Source organism: Streptomyces hygroscopicus subsp. hygroscopicus (assembly GCF_030269125.1).
GTDB lineage: Bacteria > Actinomycetota > Actinomycetes > Streptomycetales > Streptomycetaceae > Streptomyces > Streptomyces hygroscopicus_C.
This window is the reverse complement of the sequence record NZ_BSSM01000001.1, coordinates 256359-278205: the sequence shown is the minus strand read 5'-3', so window position 1 is coordinate 278205 and position 21847 is coordinate 256359. Positions and strand designations below refer to the sequence as shown.

Below are 21847 nucleotides of genomic sequence, written 5' to 3'. Positions count from 1 at the left end.
CCTGCCTACGGTCTCGGGAGACTCGCCCTGGGCTAAGGAGAACAGGTGACGATCGTCCCTCCCCCGCCGGCACGCTCACCCGAACGCGCGCGGCTGCTGAAGGCGCTCGCCCAGCGCCGGTCGAACCGGTCCGGCATCCTTCGGCGGAGCCCGGCCGGCCCGGTCGTGCCCGCCTCGTACGCGCAGGCCGGGCTGTGGATGGTCACCGAGCTCGAACAGGGCTCGTCCGCGTACAATGTGCCGCTTCCGGTCTCGCTCCGCGGCCCCCTCGACACCGGCGCCCTGCGTGGCGCGCTGACCCGGGTCGTCGAGCGGCACGAGGCGCTGCGCACCACGTTCACCGAGCACGACGGCGTGCTGTACCAAGTCGTCGGCGCGCCCGCCCCGGTGCCGCTGCCGGTCCTCGACCTCACCGGCTCGGCCGCCGAGGAGGTCCCCCGGCGGCTCGCCGCGGCGCAGACGGCCCGCTTCGACCTCGGTACCGGCCCCGTCCTGCGCGCGGAACTCCTCCGGCTCGCCCCGCGGGACCACCTGCTCCTGCTCACCGTGCACCACATCGCCTGCGACGGCTGGTCGGTCCCGCTCCTGCACGCCGAACTCGCGGACGGCTACAACGCGGCGGTGCGCGGGGTTCCTTCGGCGCTCCCCCCGCTCCCCGTCCAGTACGCGGACTTCGCGTGCTGGCAACGGGACCGGCTCGACGCGGCGGAACGGGAGCGGCTGACCGGCTACTGGCGTACCCGGCTCGACGGCGCGGAGATGACGCTGCCGACCGACCGTCCCGACGATCCGGCACGAACGGCCGAGGGCGACCTGTGCCGGGCGACGATTCCCGAACCCACCGTGGACCGTCTCGACCGGATCGCCCGAGCGGAGGGCGCGTCCCGGTTCATGACCGTCGCCGCGCTGCTCGCCGTTCTGCTCGCCCGCTGCACCGGGCGGCGCGACCTCCTGTTCGGCTCCACCGTCGCCCAGCGCCAGCAACCCGAACTGCGCCATCTGATCGGGCTGTTCACCAACGCGTTCCCGGTCCGTGCGGACCTCTCGGGAAACCCGACGTTCCGGCAGGTGCTCGCGCGCACACGGCGTGACCTGATCGCCGACTACGAGGGCAGCGCGCTGCCCTTCGGACTGCTCGTCGACGCCCTGCGCACGGAGCGGTCCGGCACCCGGACGCCGCTGATCCGGGTGCACGTCCAGCTCGAGGAGAGTGACGGCGGGTCCACCGCGTACCAACGACTGCCCGCCTACGACGGACTGACCGTCAAGGGCCTCGTCCCGGAGCTGAGGGCCGCCAAGTTCGACCTCAACTTCATGGTGCGCGCCGACGCCGGAGCGCTCGTGCTGGATCTCGTCTACGCCCGGGACCTGTTCGATCCGGCGACCGCCGAGCGGCTCGCCGCGATGTACGCGCTGGTGGCCGACGCGGTGGCGGCCCGCCCCGACCGCGGGATCGGGGACCTCCTGCTGCCCGAGCCGCCGCGCCCCCCGGCCCGGGTGAGCACGGCCGTGACGGTCGCCGCCCCGGCTCCCGAGGCCGGCGAGAAGACCGCTCCGGCTCGGGGTGCGGTCGAGGGGGCCGCTCTGGCTTCGGATGTGGTCGAGGGGAGCGCTCCGGCTTCGGGGGGTGTCGAGGAGGCCGACCCGGCTCCCGGGGGCGTCGTCGGCGGTGCCGCGCGGGAGGGGGAGGCCGTCGCGGGGACCGCGCGCGAGGGGGAGACCGCCGAAGGCACGGTGCCCGAGCCGGAGGCCGTCGAGGACCCGGGACCCGCCGCCGAGGCCGTCGGGGACACCGCGCCGGAGATGCTGGAGCGGGTCCGGCACGCCTGGCGGGAGGTGCTGGGCGCGGACGAGGTGCATCCGCACAGCGACTTCTTCGACCTGGGCGGCAACTCCTTCGCCGCGCTCAAGGTGCGCCGGCTGCTCGGGGGCGGCGTGCCGCTCGCCGAGCTGTTCCGCCACCGGACCGCCGCCGCGCTCGCCGCCTACCTGGCCGACGGGGCGCGGCCGTCGGCCGACCGGTTGCTCTGGCCGCTCACCGGCGACGACTCCGCGGCCGACACCACCGTCATCGCGATCCCCTACGCGGGCGGGGCCGCGACCGCCTACCAGCCGCTCGCGGACGCCCTGCCGCCGCGGTTCCGGCTGTGGGCGGCGAGCCTGCCCGGACACGAGGGCGACGACGGCGAGTTCCTGGAGTTCGACGAGGCGGTCTCGCGACTGGCCGACGAGGTCCGGGAGCGCGTGTCCGGAGCCGTCATGGTCTACGGGCACTGCGCGGGCGCGTCCCTCGCGGTGGCGGTGGCCCGCGAACTGGAGGCCCGGGGTGCCGACCTGCGCGCCGTCCATGTCGGTGCCAGCCTGACCGACCCGGACGCCGAGGCGAACCTGGCCCGCGTCACCGGCAGCTCGGGCGACGAGTTCTACGCCTACATCAAGGCCATCGGCGGCTTCGACGGCCCACTCGACGAGGCCGATCGCCATCAGGTGCTCGCCGCGGTACGGCACGACATGGCGGGCGCGACACGGTTCCAGGCCGCGGCGCACAAGTCACCGGGAGCGCGGCTGCGCGCCCCGCTGCACTGTGTGCTGGGAACCGCCGATCCCGTCACCCCGGATCCGGAACACGGCTACCGCGGCTGGTCGGTGTTCGCCGAGACCGTGCGGCTCGAACTCGTGGCGGGCGGCGGTCACTACTTCGCCCGGGACCACGCCGCGGAGCTGGCGCGTGTCATCGGCGCGACGGTCGCCGCGGCCCCGGCGGTCCGGCTGCCGGTCGTCTGTCTTCCGCACACCGGCGCCGGCGCGTCGTTCTTCCGTCCCTGGCAGGTCCGCGGCGACGTCGAGATCATCGCGCCCGACCTGGCCGGGCACGACAAGCGGTTCGGCGAGCCGCCGCACCGCACGGTGGCCGCGGCGGCCGCCGACCTGTTGCCCCGGGTCCTCTCGGCCCTCGACGGCCGGGACGAGGCCGTGCTGGTCGGCCACTGCCTGGGCGGCACCGTCGCCTTCGAGCTGGCCGGACTGCTCCTCGAACACGGCGTGCGGCTCCGGCATCTGATCATCAGTGGCACGCCCGGCCCCACCGTGCCCCGGCACCGCCGCACCACCGGGCTGCCGGACCGGGAGTTCCTGGCGCGGCTGGAGGAACTGGCCGGTTACGCTCATCCCGCGCTGGCCGACCCCGAGATGGCCGCACTGCTGCTGCCGGTGCTCCGGGCCGACCAGGAGATGTACGAGAACTACCGGCGGACCTCGGTGACCCCTCTCGACGTGCCGGTCACCGTGCTGCGCGGAGCGGCCGACGCCCTGGTGAGCGCCGCCGACTCGGCCCGCTGGCAGGAAGCGACGACCCGTCCGCTGCGGTACGCCGAGGTCGCCGGTGGCCACATGTACCTGGCGGACGACTCCGGTCCGGTCCTGGAGCTGATCGAGTGGCTGGCCGACGGCGCCGAGGACCGCGTCGGCACGCTGCTCGCCGCGCAGTACCCGGCGCCCGACTGGGGGCTCCCGGAGCCCGCCGAACCGGCATCCCGAAGCACGCACGACCTGGGGCCGGTGCCCCGGCACCGCGTGCTCGCGGCGGCCGCGGTCGTCCTCGGCAGGTACCACGGCCTGCCGGTCACCGTACTGGCCCTGCGCGAGAGCGCGGCGGCACGGCGCCCGGCCCTGGTCGCCTTCCCGACCGACCCGGAGACCCCGGTCGCCGCGCTGCTCGCCGTCGCGGAGGAGGCGCTCGAAGGGACGTGGCCACGATTCGGTCCCGTCCTCGCGAGCATGCTGGGCGACGGCGCCCCGGCCGTGGAGGTCCGGTTCCACGAGGCGGGGGACACCGAGTTCCCGCTCACCCTGGCCGTGGGCACCGGCCTCACCACGGCCGTCGGCGGCGGACCGATCGGCCGGCAGGCCGGTGACCGGTTCGGGAGCGCCGTCGTCCACGTCGCCGGACAACTGGCCGCGGGGAAGGGTGATCTGGCCGGCCTCGAACTGCTGGACGCCGCCGGCAGATCACGGGTCAGGCGACTGGGCGACGGGGGCGAACCGCCCGCCGAACGCAGGAGGATCGACGACCTCGTCGCCGCCCGCGCCGCCGAGCGGCCGGACGCCACGGCGATCACCGACCGCAACAGCAGGCTCAGTTACGGCAGCCTGGACCAGGCCGCGAACCGGGTCGCCCGAGCGCTGCGGGAACTCGGCGTCGAGCACGGCGACCGCGTCGGCGTCTGCATGGCCCGGGGCTGGGAGCTGGTGGTGGTGCTGCTCGGGGTGCTGCGCGCGGGAGCGGCGTACCTGCCCATGGAGCCGGACAACCCGCCGCAGCGGCTGGCGCGGACGGCCCGCGCCGGCACCCCCCGGCTCGTGGTGACGGCGTCGGCGGACTTCCCGGCCGGCACCTGGCGGAGCGTGTCGCCCGCCTCGCTCGCCGGCCTCGCCGAACGGCAGCCGCCGACACCGCCGGCCCGCACCGGTGACGCGGGCGACGCGGCGTACGTCATCTGCACCTCGGGTTCGACCGGAACGCCGAAGCCGGTCGTGGTCGCCCACCGCAGCGTCACCGCGCTGATCGCGGGCACCGGCACCGAGTTCGCGTTCGCCGACCGTGACGTCTGGGCGTTCTTCCACTCGGTCGCGTTCGACATGTCCGTGTGGGAGATCTGGGGCGCGCTGACCACGGGGGGCCGGCTCGTCGTGGTGCCGCGGCGGGTGACCCGCGTCCCGGAGGAGCTGCACCGGCTGCTCGCCGAGGAGCGGGTGACGATCCTGAACCAGACGCCCACCGCCTTCGGCATGCTGGCCGAAGCCGACCGCGACGCGTCGTCCGTACTGGCGGTGCGCCTGGTCACGTTCGGCGGGGAACCGCTCGACACCCGGGCGCTCCTGCCCTGGTTCCGGCGTCATCCGCCGCACCTGTGCCGCCTCGTCAACCTCTACGGCATCACCGAGACCACGGTGCACAGCACCTGGACCACGGTGACGCCGCGGATGGCCGAGACGGCGTCGCGTTCGGTGGGCGTGCCGCTGCCCGGGGAGTCGCTGTCCATCCGGGACCGGGCCGGCCGGCTCCTTCCGCCCGGGGTGCCGGGGGAGATCCACGTGGGCGGGGTGGGGGTGGCGCTCGGCTATCTCGGCCTGGACGACCTGACCGCCGAACGCTTCGGCGTGGACGAGGACGGCACGCGGGTGTACCGCAGCGGGGACCGCGGCCGGATGCTCCCCGACGGGACGGTCGAGCACCTGGGCCGGCTGGACGATCAGGTCAAGCTCCGCGGCTACCGGATCGAACTCGGCGAGGTGCGGGCCGCGCTGCTCGCCGCGGACGGCGTCACCGCCGCGGCGGTGGTGGTCGGCGGTACACCGGACGCCGCCCGACTCGACGCCTATGTGACGCCCGCGGGAGTGGACCCGCCGACGATCCGGCACCGGGTACGAGCGCTGCTGCCCGAGTACATGGTTCCGGCCACGATCACCGCGCTCGACGCCTTGCCGCTGACGGCGAACGGCAAGCTCGACCGGGCACGGCTGCCGCGGCCCGGTCCTGACCCCGCGTCAGGCGTTGCGGCGGGGTCCGGTGTCCCCGCGGCTTCCGGTGTCCCCGCGGCTTCCGGCATCCCCGCGGCTTCCGGCATCCCCGCGGCTTCCGCCGTCCCGGCGGCTCCCGCTGCCCCGGCGACTTCCGCCGTCCCGGCGCGATCCGCGGCCCCCGCCGCACCCCTCCTCCCGGTACCGACCGAGGACCAACTGACCGAGATCTGGGAGCAGCTCACGGGGCTGCGCATCCGCGGCGACGACAACGTCTTCGACGCGGGCGGCAATTCGGTGGTCGTCAGCAGGTTCGTCGCGGAGCTGCGCGCCCGGGGTCTGGCGGGGCCGGCCGTCGGCGACGTATACCGGTTGGGCACGCTGCGGGGCCTGGCCGACCGTCTGCGATCTCGATCAGCGTAACCGGCCGATAACCGCTCGCTCGTACCGTACCGCGCGTCCCACCGACCGTGACCTTGACCGTGCGCGACGAACCAGGAGTGCCGATGGCTGGCGACACCGAGGCCTTACCAGCACCGAACCCGCTTCGCTGGAAGGCGCTGATCGGACTGGCCCTCGTCCAGTTCATCATCTTTCTCGACGCGACGAACGTGAACGTCGCGCTGCCCTCGATCCAGCACGACCTGGGGCTGAGCCGGTCCGAACTGACCTGGGTGGTCAACGCCTACCTGATCGCCGCGGGCGGTCTGCTGCTGCTCGGCGGCCGGCTCGGCGACCTCGTCGGACGCCGCCGCGTGTTCACCGCGGGTGCGGCGCTGCTGGCCGTGGCGTCGCTCACGGCCGCCCTGTCCACCTCGTCGGCCATGCTCATCGGGAGCCGGTTCGCGCAGGGCGTCGGTGAGGCGCTCGCGGCCCCCGCCGCCCTGTCCATGGTGGCGCTGCTGTTCACCGACGAGCGCGAGCGGACCAAGGCGCTGGGCATCTGGGGCGGGCTGGCCGGCCTCGGCGCCGCGTCGGGCGTGCTGCTGTCCGGCGTCCTCACCGACCTGGCCGGCTGGCACTGGATCTTCTACATCGGTGTCCCGCCGTGCGTGATCTCGCTGGTGATGACCCTCAGGCTGGTGCCGGAGAGCAAGGAGACCGGCGCGGGCCGGACCAGCTGGCCCGGCGCCGTGCTGCTGACCGGCGGCATGGTCGCGGTGGTGCACGGCCTGCTCAGCGGCATCACCCACCCCTGGAGCGGGCTCACGGTGCTCGGTCCCCTGGTCGGCGGCGTCCTCGCCATCGCCGTGTTCGCGCTCCTGCAACTGCGCAGTGCGACGCCGCTCATCCCGCTGCGGTTCTTCACCAGCCGCACCCGGTTGACCGGGTACGCGGGGCAGGTGTTCATGGCGGTCTCCACCTCGGCGATGTTCTTCCTCGTGGTGCTCTACATGCAGCAGACCGTGCACTACTCGCCGCTTGAGAGCGGCCTGGCCTGGCTGCCGTACACCGTGCTGTTCATCCCCGGCCTGGTGATCTCCACCAAGCTGATGCCGGTGGTCGGCTCGCGGGTGCTGCTGTCGGCGGGGCTGTTCGTCATCGGGGTCGGGATCTTCCTCTTCAGCCTGCTCGGCGGGGGCGGCGGTTTCGTCACCGGGCTGCTGCCGGGGATGGCGCTCGCCGCGTTCGGGTCCGGTCTCGCGGCCCCCGCGCTCCAGCTGTCCGCGCTCGACGGCGTCTCTCCGCAGAACGCGGGCCTGGGCTCGGGCGTGCTGACGTCGTTGCAGCAGATCAGCCAGTCCTTGGGCCTGTCGGTGATCGTGACGATCGGACTGAGCCACGAGCACGCGCTCCTCGGCTCGGGCACGAGCGCCGCGAAGGCGGCCGAGCAGGGCCGGTCACTCTCCTTCGTGATCGCAGGCGCGGTGCTGGCGGTGGGCGCGATCGTCTGCTACGCGATCACCAACCGCACGATCAAGCCCGTGGCCGGAGCCGACGGAGCCGACGGAACCGACGCGCTGCCGGCCACCGCCTAGCTCCTCGGCGCGCCGCGCGCAGCACCCGACGAGAGGAGTCAGGCCATGCGAAACGCACTCCACCGGCTCGCCGGGATGACGGCCGACGAGCGCGCGGCGTTCCTCGGACGCGCGCGGGCCGACGGCCCCGCCGCCACGGGCCCCGAGCCCACGACCGGGGGCCCCGAGCCTGCGGCCGAGCCCGCCGGGCCGGGCCAGGACCCGCCCGAGCCGGCGGCCCGGCCCGCCGGTCCGGGCCAGGCCCATCAGCTGTTCCTCGACCGGCTGTGGTCCGGTGACGGTGCCCCGTACGTGGTGCCCTTCGCGCTCCGGCTGACCGGTCCGCTGTCGGTGCCCGCGCTGCGGCGGGCCCTTCGGGACGTCACCGATCGGCACGACGTGCTCGCCTGCCGCTTCCGGTTCGTGGACGGCACCGCGACGGCCGTCCCCGGGCCGCCGCCCGAACTGACCGTCGTGCCGGTGCGGGGCACGACGGAGGCCGACCGGGAACGGGCGGCGTTCGCCTACGCCGAGGAGCGCGCCCGCCTGCGGTTCGACCTGGAGAACGGTCCGGTGGTCCGCAGCGAGCTGATCCCGCTCGCGCCGCACGACCACCTGCTGCTGTGGATCGTGCACCACATCGCCGCCGACGGCTGGTCGGTCGGTGTGCTCATCGAGGAACTCGGCGCGGCCTATCGGGCCCGGCTGGCCGGCGGCCGCCCCGAACTGCCGCCGCCGGCCGTGCGGTTCGCGGACTTCGCCGCCTGGCAGTGGCGTCGCCTCGACGAGGCCGACGACCGCATCGAGGCATGCCGGGCCCGGCTGGCCGGCGCCCCGGCCGCGTTCGTCCCCGCCGATCACGAACGCCCCCCGGTGCAGACCTTCAACGGCCGCAGCCTTCCGTTCCGGCTGCCCTCGTCGGTCGCCGCGGAACTGCGCGACCTGGCCAGGCAGCGCGGCGTCACGCTGTTCCCGGTCATGCTGGCGGCCCTGCACGTGCTCGTCGCCCGGTACAGCGGCCTGGACGACGCGGTCCTCGGGGTGGTGGTGTCCGGGCGGGTGCTGCCGGGCACCGAGGGGCTGATCGGCCCGTTCGCCAACACCCTGCCGATGCGGATCGACGCCACCGGCGGGCCGCGGTTCGGCGAGCTCGTCGACCGGGTCCAGGGCGCCATCCTGGCCGGACTCGACGACCAGGACCTGCCGTTCGGATCGCTCGTCCAACGGCTCGGTGGCGCTCGTGACACCAGCCGGAACCCGCTCTACCAGGTGCTGTTCAGCATGGGCAGCCTGCCGCTCGGAGACGCGGAGGTACCGGTCACCCCCGAACTGACCCTGTGCCCGGTCGCGTTCTGCAACAACACCGCACGGCTGGACCTCGAACTCACCGTGGAACAGTCCGGCGACGGCCTCGGCGGACGGCTCGACTACAACACCGACCTCTACGACGGACCGACGGCCGAGCGGTTGCTCGACCAGTACGCCACCCTGTTGGCCGGCGTCGCGGCGGAGCCCGACCTGCCCGTCGGGCGGTACACGCTGGAGCCCCGGACCGCGCGGCTCGCGGCGCTGCGGACGGCCGCCGTGCCGGCCCGGCCGGCGATCACGGTCACGTTCGGCGAGCTGTTCACCCGGCAGGTCGCGGTGCGGCCGCACGCGCCCGCGGTGCGCTGCGACGGCGCCGTACTCAGCTTCGCGGAGCTCGAAGCGGCCTCGGACGCCATCGCGGCGGCGGTCCGCGAGCGGGTGACCGGCACCGAGCCCGTGGTGGCCGTCGGCACCGGCCGGTCGATCGAGTTGCTGCCGGCCGTGCTCGGCGTCTGGAAGGCCGGCGGCGTGTACCTGCCGCTGGAACTGGAGTATCCGCCGGAGCGGCTGGCGTACCTGCTGGGTGACAGCGGCGCGCGGCTGATGCTGACCGCGGGCGCCGAACTGCCGGACCTCGGCGATCAGGCGCCCCCGGCGCTGGACGTCCGCGAGCTGCCCCGCCGTACGCCCTCCCGGTTCCGGGCGTCCGAGGACCCGGACCGGCTCGCGTACATCATGTACACCTCCGGCTCCACGGGGCGTCCGAAGGGCGTCGCGGTCACGCACCGCAGTCTGGGGAACTTCCTCGCCGCGATGGCCGGTCTCGATGTCATGGGCGCGGACGACGTGACCCTCGCCCTGGCCAGCCTCCCGTTCGACGGCTCGGTCATCGAACTGTTCCTGCCGCCGGCCGTCGGCGCGACGGTGACCGTCTGCCGGCGTGCGGACGCGCGGGACCCGCACCGGCTGGCGGCCCTCCTCCGGGGAGTGACGGTGCAGCACGGCACGCCGTCCACCTGGCGGATGCTGCTCGACGCCGGCGCCGACCTGTCCGGGCTGCGTTCCGCGCTCTCCGGGGGAGAGGCACTGCCCCCCGAACTCGCCGACGAACTCCGCGCCGCCGTCGGCCGTGTCTGGAACCTGTACGGTCCCGCGGAGACGACGGTCTACTCGCTGGCCCAGCGACTGGACGGCGGCGCGGTGCCGCTGATCGGTCCGCCGATCGCCGGGACGACCGTGCACGTCCTGGACGACGAGCTGCGCCCGGTGCCGCCCGGTGTGCTGGGGGAGCTGTTCATCGGCGGCGTCGGCCTCGCCCGCGGCTACGTCGGCGCGCCGGAGCTGACCGCCGAGCGTTTCGTGCGGCATCCGGTGACCGGCGAGCGGCTGTACCGCACCGGCGATCTCTTCCGCCGCCACGCCGACGGCTCGCTCACCTGCCACGGGCGCCGGGACCACCAGCTGAAGATCCGCGGACACCGGGTCGAGCCGGACGAGACGGCGGCGGCGCTGGAGCGCGACGACCGGGTGCGGGAGGCCGTGGCCCTCGGCAGGGAGTTCGGCGACGGCGACCTGCGGATCGTGGCGTTCGTCCGGCTCGCGGAGGGCGTGACGGCCGGCGAGTCCGAACTGAAGGACGCGGTGCGCGCCTGGCTGCCCGCGTACATGGTCCCGGCGCGGATCGTCGCCGTGCCGGAGTTCCCGCACAATGCCAGCGGCAAGGTGGACCGGCGCGCGCTGGCGGAGCGGGACCTGGCGGACACCGGGCTCGCCGAGGACGCCGGGGGCGAGCCGGTCACCCCGACCCAGCGGTGGCTGGCGGCGCTCTGGGCCGAACTGCTGGACCGCGAGCGGGTCGCGGTCCACGAGGACTTCTTCGGCGCCGGCGGACACTCCCTGCTCGCGGTCACGATGCTGCACCGGGTCGTGACCGAGCGCGGCGCCGCGATCGGCCTCGGCGCCTTCCTCGCCGCCCCGACCGTCGAAGCGCTGGCCGCGCTGATCGACGAGGCGGACACCACCGACGAACTCGAACGCCAGGTCGACGCGATGAGCGACGAGGAGGTGGCGACGCTGCTGGACGAACTCGAACAGTCCGAACCGAGCCAGGAGAGGGACACCACGATGGCGATCGCTTCCGAGGACGAGGCATACCAGCGGTTCCTGCTCGTCGCCCACGGCCACACGCTGTTCAACGCCGTCGTCGCGGGCCTGGAGCTGGACGTGTTCGGGCACCTGTCCGCGCACCCCGGGGCCACCCTCGACGAACTCGCGGACCAGGCGGGCATCGCCCCGCACAAGATGCGCGTCCTGCTCGCCTCGCTGTCCGCGATCGACCTCCTCGTCAGAACCGACGGGCGGTACCGGAACGCGCCGATCGCGGAGCGGCTGCTCGCGCCGCGAGGCCCGGAAAGCTGGCGCAACATCTTCCTCTCCCGCCACCGCACCGACTACGCCGGCATGGCCCATACGACCCAGGCGCTGCGGTCGGGCACCAACGACGGGCTGAAAGTGCACGCGGGCGAGGGCGGGTCGGTCTACGAACGGCTCGGCGCGGACCCGGAGACCGAGGCGATCCTGCACCAGTCGATCGCCGCTTTCGCCCACCAGGAGATGCCCGGCCTGCTGCGCACCGCGGACCTCCAGGGCATCGGGCACCTGCTCGACGTCGGTGGGGGCAGCGGTGCCAAGGCGGCCGCGATCGCCGGGCACCACCCGGGCATCACGGTCACCGTGTTCGACCTGCCCTCGGTGACGGAACTGGCCGCGCGCGGACTCCCACCCGGCGTGGAGGGCAGGGTGCGTTTCCAGCCGGGCGACATGTTCGTCGACCCGTTCCCGCCCGGCATGGACGCCATCCTGTTCAGCAGCGTGCTCGACGTCTTCGACGCCCGGCGCGTGGAGACACTGCTCGCCAAGGCCCACGACGCGCTCGGCCCCGGCGGCCGCGTACTGGTCTATTCGTGCAACACGGCCCCGGACGAGGCGGGCGGGGTCATCGCCACCTCGCTGTCCCTGTTCCTGAACGTGATCGCCACGGGCGAGGGGATGGCCTACCCGGTCGCCGACTACGAACGCATGCTGCGCAAGGCCGGATTCGACCGGATCGACGCCGTCGGGGGGCTGCCGATGGAGCACACCCTGATCACGGCCGTCAAACGCTGACCCCCCAGGGCCTCAGGGTTCGCGCGTGCGGGCGGCGTAGGCGGCGAGCTGGTCGGACAGCCGCGCGAGGGCGTCGCGGAGCCCGGCCGGCCGGCGGACCGTGAGGGGACAGCCGAGCCCTGCCAGGTAGCCGGCCATGGTGTCGAGCCGCTCGGCGCGCGTGACCAGCACAACCCCCTCGGGGGTCTGGGTGAGGGCCGCCGCGGCCGGCGGCACACGGCGGGCGGCCTGTTCGAGGGTGGTGTGCAGGAGCACTTCGACCCGGTGTCTGCCGGAGACCTCGCCGAGGGACGCGGTGACCTGCGCGGCCGGGTCGAATCCGGGCGGCGGCGGTGCGGCTCGCGCGCCCTCGGCGGGCCGGAGGGCACGGATGCGGTCGATGCGGAACACCCGGATCGCGGCACGGCGCGAGTCCAGCCCGGTCACGTACCAGCGGCCCGAGTGGAACACCAGCCCGTAGGGGGCGAGTTCGCGTTCTGAGGTCTCGCCCCGCCACGAGCGGTACGTGATGCCGACCCGGCGGCGATCACGCGCCGCGGCGGCGAGGTCCAGGGCGATCCGGGGGTCGGGGGCGGTGCCGGGATCGGCGTGGTGGCCGAAGACGAGCGTGCCGCGGAGGGCGGCGACCCGGTCCGCGACAGCGGGGGGCAGCACCCGGTTGATCTTGGCGAGGGCACTCTCGGTGGAGCCTGCCGGCGGACCGTCCGGATGGTTGGCCAGCAGCCCCAGGATGACCGTGCCGGCTTCGTCGTCGGTGAGGGTGAGCGGCGGCAGCCGGAAGGTGGGCGGCAGCCGGTAGCCGCCGTAGCGTCCGCGCTCGGCGGTGACCGGGATGCCCAGTTCGGTGAGGTGGGCGGCGTAGCGGCGCACGGTCCGCTCGTCCACGCCGAGCCGCTGCGCCAGGTCCCGGCCGTTGATGCCGGGCCGGTCCTGGAGCAGCTCCAGCATCGCCAGGACGCGCGTCGTGGGTCGCTCCTTTGGCACAGCTTTCCGCTCCCGCAGACCTATCCGGACCGGTTTCGCCCTGATTCAAGTCTACCTTCGGGGCGTCAGAAAGCGTGGGAGAGCAAGGAGAACGCAGATGTCGACGTACGTGCTGGTCCCGGGGTTCTTCTTCGGACCGTGGGTCTGGGAGGAGGTCGGCAGGCTGCTCGGCGACGCCGGGCACCAGGTCAGGGTGGTGTCGCTGACCGGGCAGGGCGAGCGGGCCGGCGAGGCGACACCCGACGTCGGCGTCGGCACCCATGTCGCCGACATCGTGGGCACGATCGGCGACCTCGACGACGTGGTGCTGGTGCTGCACAGCGGCGCGACCATCGCGGGTACGGCGGCCGCCGACCAGGTGCCGGAGCGGCTGCGGCGGATCGTGTACGTCGACACGGCCCCGTTCCCGGACGGCATGGCGCAGATCGAGTTCCTGCCGCCCGAGGTGCAGGCGTGGCAGCGGCGGCAGATCGAGACGGAGGGGCGGGGATGGCTGCTGCCGGCCCCGTCGTTCGCCGAGGACGACCCGCAGCAGGACCGGGCCGCCCTGGCCGATCTCTCGGCGCGGGACCTGGCGCTGATGCGCGAGCGCGCCTCCGCGCAGCCCGCCGCGATGGTGCTGGGCCCCGCGCGCAGGCCCGCCGAGATCCCGGACACCCCCCGCACCCTGATCGCCTGCACCTTCCCCGTCGAGCAGGTGCGGGCCCTGGTGGCGGCGGGCGTCCCGGCCTTCTCGATGCTGGCCGGCCCGGAGTGGACCATGACCGGGCTGCCGACCGGGCACTGGCCGATGCTGTCGCGGCCCAAGGAGCTGGCGGAACTCCTGGCCGGGTTCTGACGGCCACCCGGCCGGGCGCTCAGCCCGCCGCGGAGCCGAGCCTGAGCCCCTCCTCGGCGGAGGGGAACTGGATCGCCTTGGTCTCGCAGAAGGCGGCCAGACCCCAGGCGCCCAGTTCACGGCCGTTGCCGGAACTCCTGTAACCGCCGAACGGCGCACGCATGTTGAACGGGGCGCCGTTGACGTCCACCCGGCCGGTGCGCAGCCGCGACGCGATCACGGTGGCGTGCTCGACGCTGTCGGACCACACCGCGCCGGACAGGCCGTAGTCGGTGTTGTTGGCGATCCGGACCGCGTCGTCCTCGTCCGCGTACGGCAGCACCACGACGACCGGGCCGAAGACCTCCTCGACGACCGCCCGCGCCCGCGGTGGCAGGCCGGCGAGCACCGCGGGGGTCAGATAACCGCCGCCGGCGGCCCCGGGCGGGACCTCGCCACCGGTGACCAGGGTCGCGCCGCCGTCGATCGCGTCGTCCAGGATGCCGCGCACCCGCTCGGCCGAGGCGCGGTGGATCAGCGGTCCGACCTGGGTGGCCGGGTCCCAGGGGTCGCCGACGCGCAGGGCCCCGGCCGTCCCGGCCGCGACCGCCACGGCCTCGTCGTACCGGTCGGCCGGGACCAGGAGGCGACTCCAGGCGAAACACACCTGACCGGTGTTGAAGTTCGCCTGGTGCACGGTCGCGGCCACCGCGGCGCCCAGGTCGGCGTCGGGCAGCACGATCGAGGCGCTCTTGCCGCCCAGTTCGAGGTTGACCCGCGCGGCCCGGGGCGCGGCCAGCTCGGAGACCCGCCGTCCGGCGCGGAGCGAACCGGTCAGCGAGACGACGGCGATCTCCGGGTGGGCGGCCAGCGCCTCCCCGGCCTGCGGACCGGTCCCGCACACCAGGTTGAACACACCGGGGGGCAGGTCGGTCCGCGCGATCAGCTCGGCCAGCAAGTAGCTGCTCAGCGGCGCCAGTTCGCTCGGCTTGAGCACCACGGTGCAGCCGGCCGCCAGCGCGGCCGGGACCTTCTGCAGATTCAACGCCAGCGGCGCGTTCCACGGGGTGATGCAGCCCACCGCCCCGGCGCCCTCGGAGCGCACCAGCGAGTTGCCGATCCGCTGCTCCCAGGCATGCTCCCGGGCCGCCTCCACGCACGAGCGGAGGGCACCCACGCCGAAGGAGACCTGGGCGTTCCGAGCCAGGGCCACCGGCATCCCGGTCTCCGCGGTCAGCACACCGGCCACGGTGTCGGCGTGCTGGTCGAGCAGTTCGGCGAGCCGGTCGAGGTACCGCAGGCGTTCCCCGAGCGGTGTCGCCGACCAGGCGGGGAACGCCCGGACGGCGGCGGCGACGGCGGCGTTCACATCGGCCCGCCCGCCGGCGGGCACCTCCGCGAGGGTGAGACCGGTCGCCGGATCCACGACCGGGAGGGCGGAGTCGGACTGCGCGGGGCGCCAGTCGCCGTCGATCCACTGGACCGAGCGTGAACGGCGGGCCGCCGCGGGAATCGCGGCGCTCATGGTCTTCATGGGCGCAGCATCGGCCGCGCCGGTTATCAGCCGGTGACGTAACCCCGGGGTAACTGCGATTCCTACAGTCGGACCTTGTCGTCCGCCGTCACGTTCGAGGAGTCGCGATGACGATCACTGTCCCGGGGGACAGCACGATCCGCATGCCGGACGGCAGCGCCGCGGCCGGCGGCGGGACGGCCGGGCTGCCGCCGCTGGTGCCCGATCCGGACGCCGCCGGTGAGCCGTTCCCGCTGACTCCCACCCAGCAGGCGCTGTGGGTCGGCCGGGCGGACGCCGTCGAGCTGGGCAACGTCGGATGCTACGGGTACTTCGAGTGGGAGCGCGACGAACTGGACCTGGACCGGTACCGCCGCGTCTGGGAGCGGCTGGTCGAACACCATCCCGGGCTGCGCACCGTGGTCGGACCGGACGGCACCCAGTCCGTGCTCGAACGGCCGGGGCCGGTACCGATCGCGGTCGACGACCTGCGCGACGATCCGGACGCCGTGCGGCGGCTGGCGCAGGACCGCGCCGAGGAGGGCCATCGGATGCTCGACCCCGCGACCTGGCCGATGTTCGACCTCCGCGTGGTGCTGCTGTCCGACCGGGTCCGGGTGCGACTCGGCATCGACCTCCAACTCATGGACGCGAGCTGCCTGTTCCTCAATCTCTTTCCCGACCTGGTCGCGCTGTACGAGGACCCCGACGCGGAGTTGGCACCACAGCGGCTCGCGTTCCGGGACTTCGCCAGGTGGCTGGAGGAGGACGTGCGCGGGGGAGAGCGGTGGCGGGCCGACTGGAGCTACTGGCAGGAGCGCGTCGAGGCGCTGCCGCCCGCGCCCGACCTGCCCGCGGCGCGGTACACCGCGGAGGGACCGGGCCGGTTCGAGCGGTGCGCGGTCCGCTATCCCGCCGAGGAGTTCGCGGTGCTGCGCCGGCGGGCCCTCGGGTACGACCTCACCGCGACCGAACTGCTCGTCGGCGCGTTCGCCGAGGTGCTCCGCAACTGGAGCTCCGATCCGGCGTTCACCCTGAACGTGCCGATCTTCCAGCGGTTCGACGTGCCCGGCATCGAGGACGTGATCGGGGACTACACCAACGCGATCCTGCTGGAGGCCCGCCCGGTGGGGCGGACCGTGGCCGAGCGGATCGCCGGCCTGGCCGGTCGGCTGCGCGCCGACATCCGGCACGGATGCGTGAACGGCGTGGACGTACTGCGCGAGCTGGCCCGGCGCCGCGGACTCGCGGCCGCGTCCATGCCGGTCGTGGTGACCAGCCTGCTCGGGCTGCCGGCCGCACGGTCGATCACCGAGTTCGGCACGGAGGTGCACTCGATCACGCAGACCCCGCAGGTGTCGCTGGACTTCCAGATCCGCGAGGAGGACGGGGAACTCCGGCTGGTGTGGGACCACCGGTCCGGCACCTTCGCGCCCGGCGTCGTCGAGGACGCGTTCGAGGCGTTCCGGGACCTGGTCGGGCGGATGCTCGCGGACGAGGTCGGGCACGGCGTCTGGGAGGCCCCGCACGTCGACATGCGCAGCAGGCGCGACCGGGCGGTCTGGAACGAGGTCAACGACACGGCCGAGCCGGTGCCCGCCGTGCTTCTGCAGGAGCGGTTCTTCGCCCAGGCGCGGCGGACGCCCGACGCCGAGGCCGTCGTGGCGCCCGACCGGCGGCTGACCTACGAGGAGCTGGCCGACCACGCGTACCGCATCGGGAACCGGCTGCGCGAGCTGGGCGTACGGCCCGGGGACATGGTCGGCGTGGTGATGGAGAAGGGCTGGGAGCAGTACGCCGCGGTCTACGGCGTCCTGGCCGCCGGCGGCGCCTACCTGCCGCTCGACGCGGCGGCACCGCGGGCACGGATCGCCCGGCTGCTGGAGTCGGCCGGGGCGCGCGTCGTCCTCACCCAGTCCCGCCTGGCCCGTTCGCTCGACCTGCCGGCCGCCCTGGCCGTGCTGTGCGCCGACACCGACTTCGGGACCGCGTCCAACGCACCGCTCACCGCCCTCCAGGGACCCGACGACCCGGCGTACGTCATCTACACCTCGGGATCCACGGGGGAGCCGAAGGGCGTGCTGGTCGGGCACCGTGGCGTGAGCAACCTGGTGCGGGACGTGCGCGCACGGTTCGAGGTCACCGCGGCCGACCGCCTCCTGGCGATCTCCGGGCTGCACTTCGACGCGTCGATCTACGACGTCTTCGGCCCGCTGGGCTGCGGTGCCGCGGTCGTCCTCCCGCCGCCGTTCCGGCGCGCCGAACCGGACGTCTGGGTCGACCTGGTGCGTGACGAGCGGGTGACGATCTGGAACTCCGTACCGGTGTTGATGGAACTGCTGGTCGGCGAGGCGGAGACGCGTGCCGACCGGACGCTCGGCACGCTCCGGCTGGCCGTGCTGTCCGGTGACTGGATTCCGCTGAACCTGCCCGAGCGGGCCCGCACCCAGGCGCCCGGACTGCGGGTGGTCGGATCGGGCGGCCCCACCGAGACCATCTGCTGGTCGCTCTTCCATCCGATCGGCGCGGTGGATCCGCACTGGACGAGCATCCCGTACGGAAAGCCGATCGCCAACCAGCGCTACTACATAGTGGACCGGGACCTGCGGCCGCGCCCGACCTGGGCGCGCGGTGAGATGGCCGTGGCGAGCCCGCTGGGCCTGGCCATCGGCTACCTCGGCGACCCCGAGCGCACCCGGGCCAAGTTCGTCACCCTGCCGACGACCGGCGAACGCGCCTATCTGACCGGCGACTTCGGCCGACTGCTGCCGACCGGGGACATCGAGATCCTCGGCCGGGAGGACTTCCAGGTCAAGGTCGCCGGGCAGCGGATCGAACTCGGCGAGATCGAGGCCGTGCTGAACCGTGTCGAGGGGGTGCGGACCGCGGTCGTGACGGCGCCGCGCAGCGGCGCGGGCGTGGTCCGGCTGCACGCGTTCGTGGTGCCGGAGACGAACGCGAGCCCGAGCGCCGAGGCGCTGCGCGAGCACCTGGCCGAGGAACTGCCCGCCGCCATGGTGCCCTCGGCGATCAGGCTGCTCCCCGAGCTGCCGCTCACCGCCAACGGCAAGGTCGACCGCCTGGCGCTCGCGACGCTCGCGGCCACCCCGGACAAGCCGGCCGAACCCGAGCCGCGGACGGACGCCGGGTTGCTGGCGGAGCTGGTCGCGGCCTGTGTGGGGGAGATCCTCGGACTCGACGAGGTCGCCACGGCGGGCAACTTCTTCCGGCTGGGCGGCGACTCGCTGAGCGGCACCCGACTGGCCGCGAGGCTCCAGGAGTTGCTGGGCGCCCCCGTGCCCGTCCGCACGGTGTTCGCCCATCCGGTGGTCTCCGACCTCGCGTCGGTGATCGCCGCCGACCCGGTCGCCGGACCACAGGCGCTGCGGGTCGCCCAGCTGCTCCACACGCTGGAGGAGCCGGACGGGAAACCGCACGAGGAGTCGGCCGAGGAGCGGGCCGGGGCGCGGGCTGAGGGGCCGGGCGAGGAGCGGGCTGGGGCGCGGGCTGAGGGGCCGGGCGAGGAGCGGGCTGGGAGATTGGGCGAGGAGCGGGCCTTTGAGCCGCACGAGGAGCGGGCGGATGTGCCGGGGGCCGCTGGGGAGGCGCTTCCGAGCGTGCTCGCGGAGGATGCTTCGGGTGTGGGGTCGGCTGTCGTCGAGCGGTTGCTTCCGCGGGCGTTGCCTGAGGACGGCGTGGGTGTGGGGCCGGGGGCCGCTGGGGAGGCGCTTCCGAGCGTGCTCGCGGAGGATGCTCCGGGTGGGGGGTCGGCTGTCGTCGAGCGGTTGCTTCCGCGGGCGTTGCCCGAGGACGGCGTGGGTGTGGGGCCGGGGGCCGCTGGGGAGGCGCTTCCGAGGGGGCTTGCTGAGGATGGCGTGGGCGAGGGGCCGGGGGCCGTCGGGGAGGCGCTCGCGAGCGTGCTTGTCGAAGAGGCGCCGGGTGAGGAGCCGGCCGCCGTCGCCCGGCGGGCACGAAGCGCGCTCGCCGAGGACGACCCGGATCTGGCGGACCTGCTCGACCGCGAGCACATCCGGCAGCAGGACACCCTGGTGCTGGTCGCCTCCTCCAGCGTGGCGCCGCCCTCGGTACTGGCCTGTGCGGGTTCCTCGCTGGCCAACCTGACCATGGAGGGGTACCCGGGCCGCCGCCACCACGCGGGCGCGGAGATCGCCGACCGGGTCGAGCGCCTCGCGACCAGCCGGGCCTGCGCGCTCTTCCGGGCGCGGGCCGCGAACGTCCAGCCGCACTCGGGCTCCTCGGCCAACCTCGCGGTGCTCATGGGGCTGCTGGAGCCGGGCGACACCATCCTCGGACTCGACCTGGACTGCGGCGGGCACCTCTCCCACGGCTCGGCCGCCTCGGTCACCGGGCGCTACTTCCGCTCCGTCCGCTACCGCACGGGCGACGACGACCTGCTGGACTACGAGCAGATCGCCGCGCTCGCCGCCGAGCACCGGCCGAAGGTCGTCATCTGCGGCGCCAGCGCCTACCCCCGGCGGATCGACTTCGCACGGTTCAGGGAGATCGCCGACACCGTGGGCGCGTACCTGATCGCCGACATCTCGCACATCTCCGGTCTGGTGGCCACCGGGCTGCACCCGAGCCCGATCGACCACGCGCATCTGACCACCACCAGCACCTACAAGCAGCTCTACGGTCCCCGGGGCGGCATGATCCTGCTCGGCCGGGACGCGGACGCGCCCGGACCGGACGGCCGGGTGCCCCTGCGGAAACTGGTCGACCGCGCGGTGTTCCCGCTCGTGCAGGGCACGCCCGATCTCGGCAACGTGGCGGCCAAGGCGCGGGCCCTGCACGCGGCCGCCCAGCCCGGGTTCCGCACCCTGATGGAACTGGTCCTCGACGACGCCGCCGCCATCGGCGACCGGCTGAGGAGCCGCGGCCTGCGGGTGGTCACGGGCGGCACCGACACCCACATGGTCCTCGCCGACCTGCGGGACGACGGACTGACCGGCGCCGCCGCCGAGGAGGCCCTGGAGGACTGCGGGATCCTGGTCAACCGGAACCGGGTGCCGGGCGACGACACGCCGCCGCGGGTGACCGGAGGGATCAGGATCGGCACCAACACGCTGGCGGCACGGGCCGTCCCGCCCGAGACGGCCGCCCTGTGCGCGGACCTGATCGCGGACGTGGTCGGCGAACTGCGCACCACCGGTGGCGTGCACCCGGCGGTGGCCGACAAGATCCGGGCCGAGGTCCGCCGCATCTGCGCCGAGCACCCGGTCCCCGGGTACGCGGACGACCGCGGAGGCCGACCGTGAGCGTGGCGGCCGTCACCACCTACGTCATGGGCGACATCGCCGTCATCCTGCTCGTCTCATCGCTGCTCGGCGGGCTGGCCACACGCCTCGGCCAGCCCGCGGTGATCGGACAGATCCTGACCGGGGTGGCGCTCGGCCCGACCCTGCTGGGCCGGCTCCCGGGGGACCCGACGGGCAGGCTGTTCCCGCCGCAGGTCCTGCCGTACCTCGGCGTGCTCTCCCAGGTCGCCATCGTCACCTTCATGTTCGTGGTCGGCTACGAGCTCAACCTCCGGCTGCTGCGCGACAGCGGCAGGACGACGCTGTCGGTGGCGGCCGCGGCCCTGTTCGTCCCGATGGGCCTGGGCGCGGCCACGGTCCTGCTCCTGCCCTCCGTCTTCACCTCGGTCGGCGAACACGGCGTCGGCGCACGCCCCTTCGTGGTGTTCATCGCCGTCACCGTCTCGATCACGGCGTTGCCCGTACTCGCGGCCATCGTCCGGCAGTTCGGGATCGCCGGCACGCGCCCCGGCCTGGTCGCGGTGTCCGCGGCCGGTCTCATGGACGTGGCGGCCTGGACCGTACTGGCCACGGCGATGCCGGGTCGGCCGCACGGCCTGCCGGCTTCACTGACCGTCCCCCTGACGGCCGCTCTCGCGCTGGGCGGCGCGCTGGTCGTCCGTCCGCTGCTGCACTGGTGGATCCACCGGCCCGGCAGCCTGTTCACCCATCAGCTGCCCATGGCGATCGTCCTCGCGACGGGCTGCGCCTGGGCCACCTCGGAACTGGGTCTGCACGCGGTCTTCGGCGGTTTCCTGGCCGGGCTGCTCATGCCGCGCCGCGACGGCGCGCCGGACGCCGACGTGCTGCGCGCGATGGAGGGCACCGCCGACCTGCTGTTGCCGCTGTTCTTCGTGGTGACCGGGCTTTCCCTGGACATCGGCGCGATCGGCCGGAGCAGTGTGCTCGCGCTCTGCCTGATCCTGCTGATCTCGTTCGCGGGCAAACTCGTGCCCGGCTATCTGGCGAGCCGGCTGAACGGCCTGGACATGCGCCAGTCGGCGACCGTCGCGGCGCTGCTCAACACCCGCGGGCTCACCGAACTCATCGCCCTCGACGTCGGGTTGAGCGCCGGGATCATCCATGGCCGGCTCTTCACCGTCCTGGTGCTGATGGCCCTGGTCACGACGGCGGTGACCAGCCCCCTGCTGAAGCTCCTCGCCGTGCCCCGCCACCCGGCCTCCGCCCCCGGCGAGGCGGTGCCGTCCGCCGGTCTCAACGGGACCTGACCGGCGGACCGGCGCCCCGCAGCCGGGCGTCCCGG

Annotated in this window: 8 protein-coding genes; 6 read left to right on the top strand and 2 right to left on the bottom strand. The window is 74.1% G+C overall.

What is annotated here, in order from left to right; genetic code table 11:
* Nucleotides 1-45: 45 nt before the first annotated feature.
* From QSK45_RS01190 to QSK45_RS01180, 3 genes are all read left to right on the top strand, one after another.
* Complete coding sequence (locus QSK45_RS01190) at nt 46-5943, top strand: non-ribosomal peptide synthetase (RefSeq protein ID WP_285552297.1); 5898 nt, start codon at nt 46-48, stop codon at nt 5941-5943.
* Between the two features lie 83 nt (nt 5944-6026).
* Complete coding sequence (locus QSK45_RS01185; protein WP_285552296.1) at nt 6027-7499, top strand: MFS transporter; 1473 nt, start codon at nt 6027-6029, stop codon at nt 7497-7499.
* A gap of 45 nt (nt 7500-7544) precedes the next feature.
* Nucleotides 7545-11951, top strand: a complete 4407-nt coding sequence (locus tag QSK45_RS01180) for an amino acid adenylation domain-containing protein (RefSeq protein ID WP_285552295.1) — start codon at nt 7545-7547, stop codon at nt 11949-11951.
* Between the two features lie 12 nt (nt 11952-11963).
* On the opposite strand, the gene QSK45_RS01175 is transcribed toward QSK45_RS01180, so the two are convergent.
* Nucleotides 11964-12935: a helix-turn-helix transcriptional regulator gene (locus QSK45_RS01175; RefSeq protein ID WP_285552293.1), complete on the bottom strand. Its 972-nt coding sequence runs from the start codon at nt 12933-12935 to the stop codon at nt 11964-11966.
* Between the two features lie 97 nt (nt 12936-13032).
* Between QSK45_RS01175 and QSK45_RS01170 the strand changes: the two genes are divergently transcribed.
* Nucleotides 13033-13773 carry an alpha/beta fold hydrolase gene (locus QSK45_RS01170; RefSeq protein ID WP_285552290.1) on the top strand — a complete coding sequence of 247 codons (741 nt, stop codon included), beginning with the start codon at nt 13033-13035 and terminating at the stop codon, nt 13771-13773.
* 19 nt (nt 13774-13792) lie between these two features.
* On the opposite strand, the gene QSK45_RS01165 is transcribed toward QSK45_RS01170, so the two are convergent.
* Nucleotides 13793-15286, bottom strand: coding sequence for an aldehyde dehydrogenase family protein (locus QSK45_RS01165; RefSeq protein WP_285552288.1), 1494 nt, complete (start codon nt 15284-15286; stop codon nt 13793-13795).
* Nucleotides 15287-15393: 107 nt separating this feature from the next.
* On the opposite strand from QSK45_RS01165, the gene QSK45_RS01160 reads away from it, so the two are divergent.
* Nucleotides 15394-20544, top strand: coding sequence for a serine hydroxymethyltransferase (locus QSK45_RS01160; RefSeq protein WP_285552286.1), 5151 nt, complete (start codon nt 15394-15396; stop codon nt 20542-20544).
* Complete coding sequence (locus QSK45_RS01155; RefSeq protein ID WP_285552284.1) at nt 20541-21812, top strand: cation:proton antiporter; 1272 nt, start codon at nt 20541-20543, stop codon at nt 21810-21812. The genes QSK45_RS01160 and QSK45_RS01155 overlap by 4 nt, the downstream gene beginning before the upstream one ends.
* Nucleotides 21813-21847: the final 35 nt, after the last annotated feature.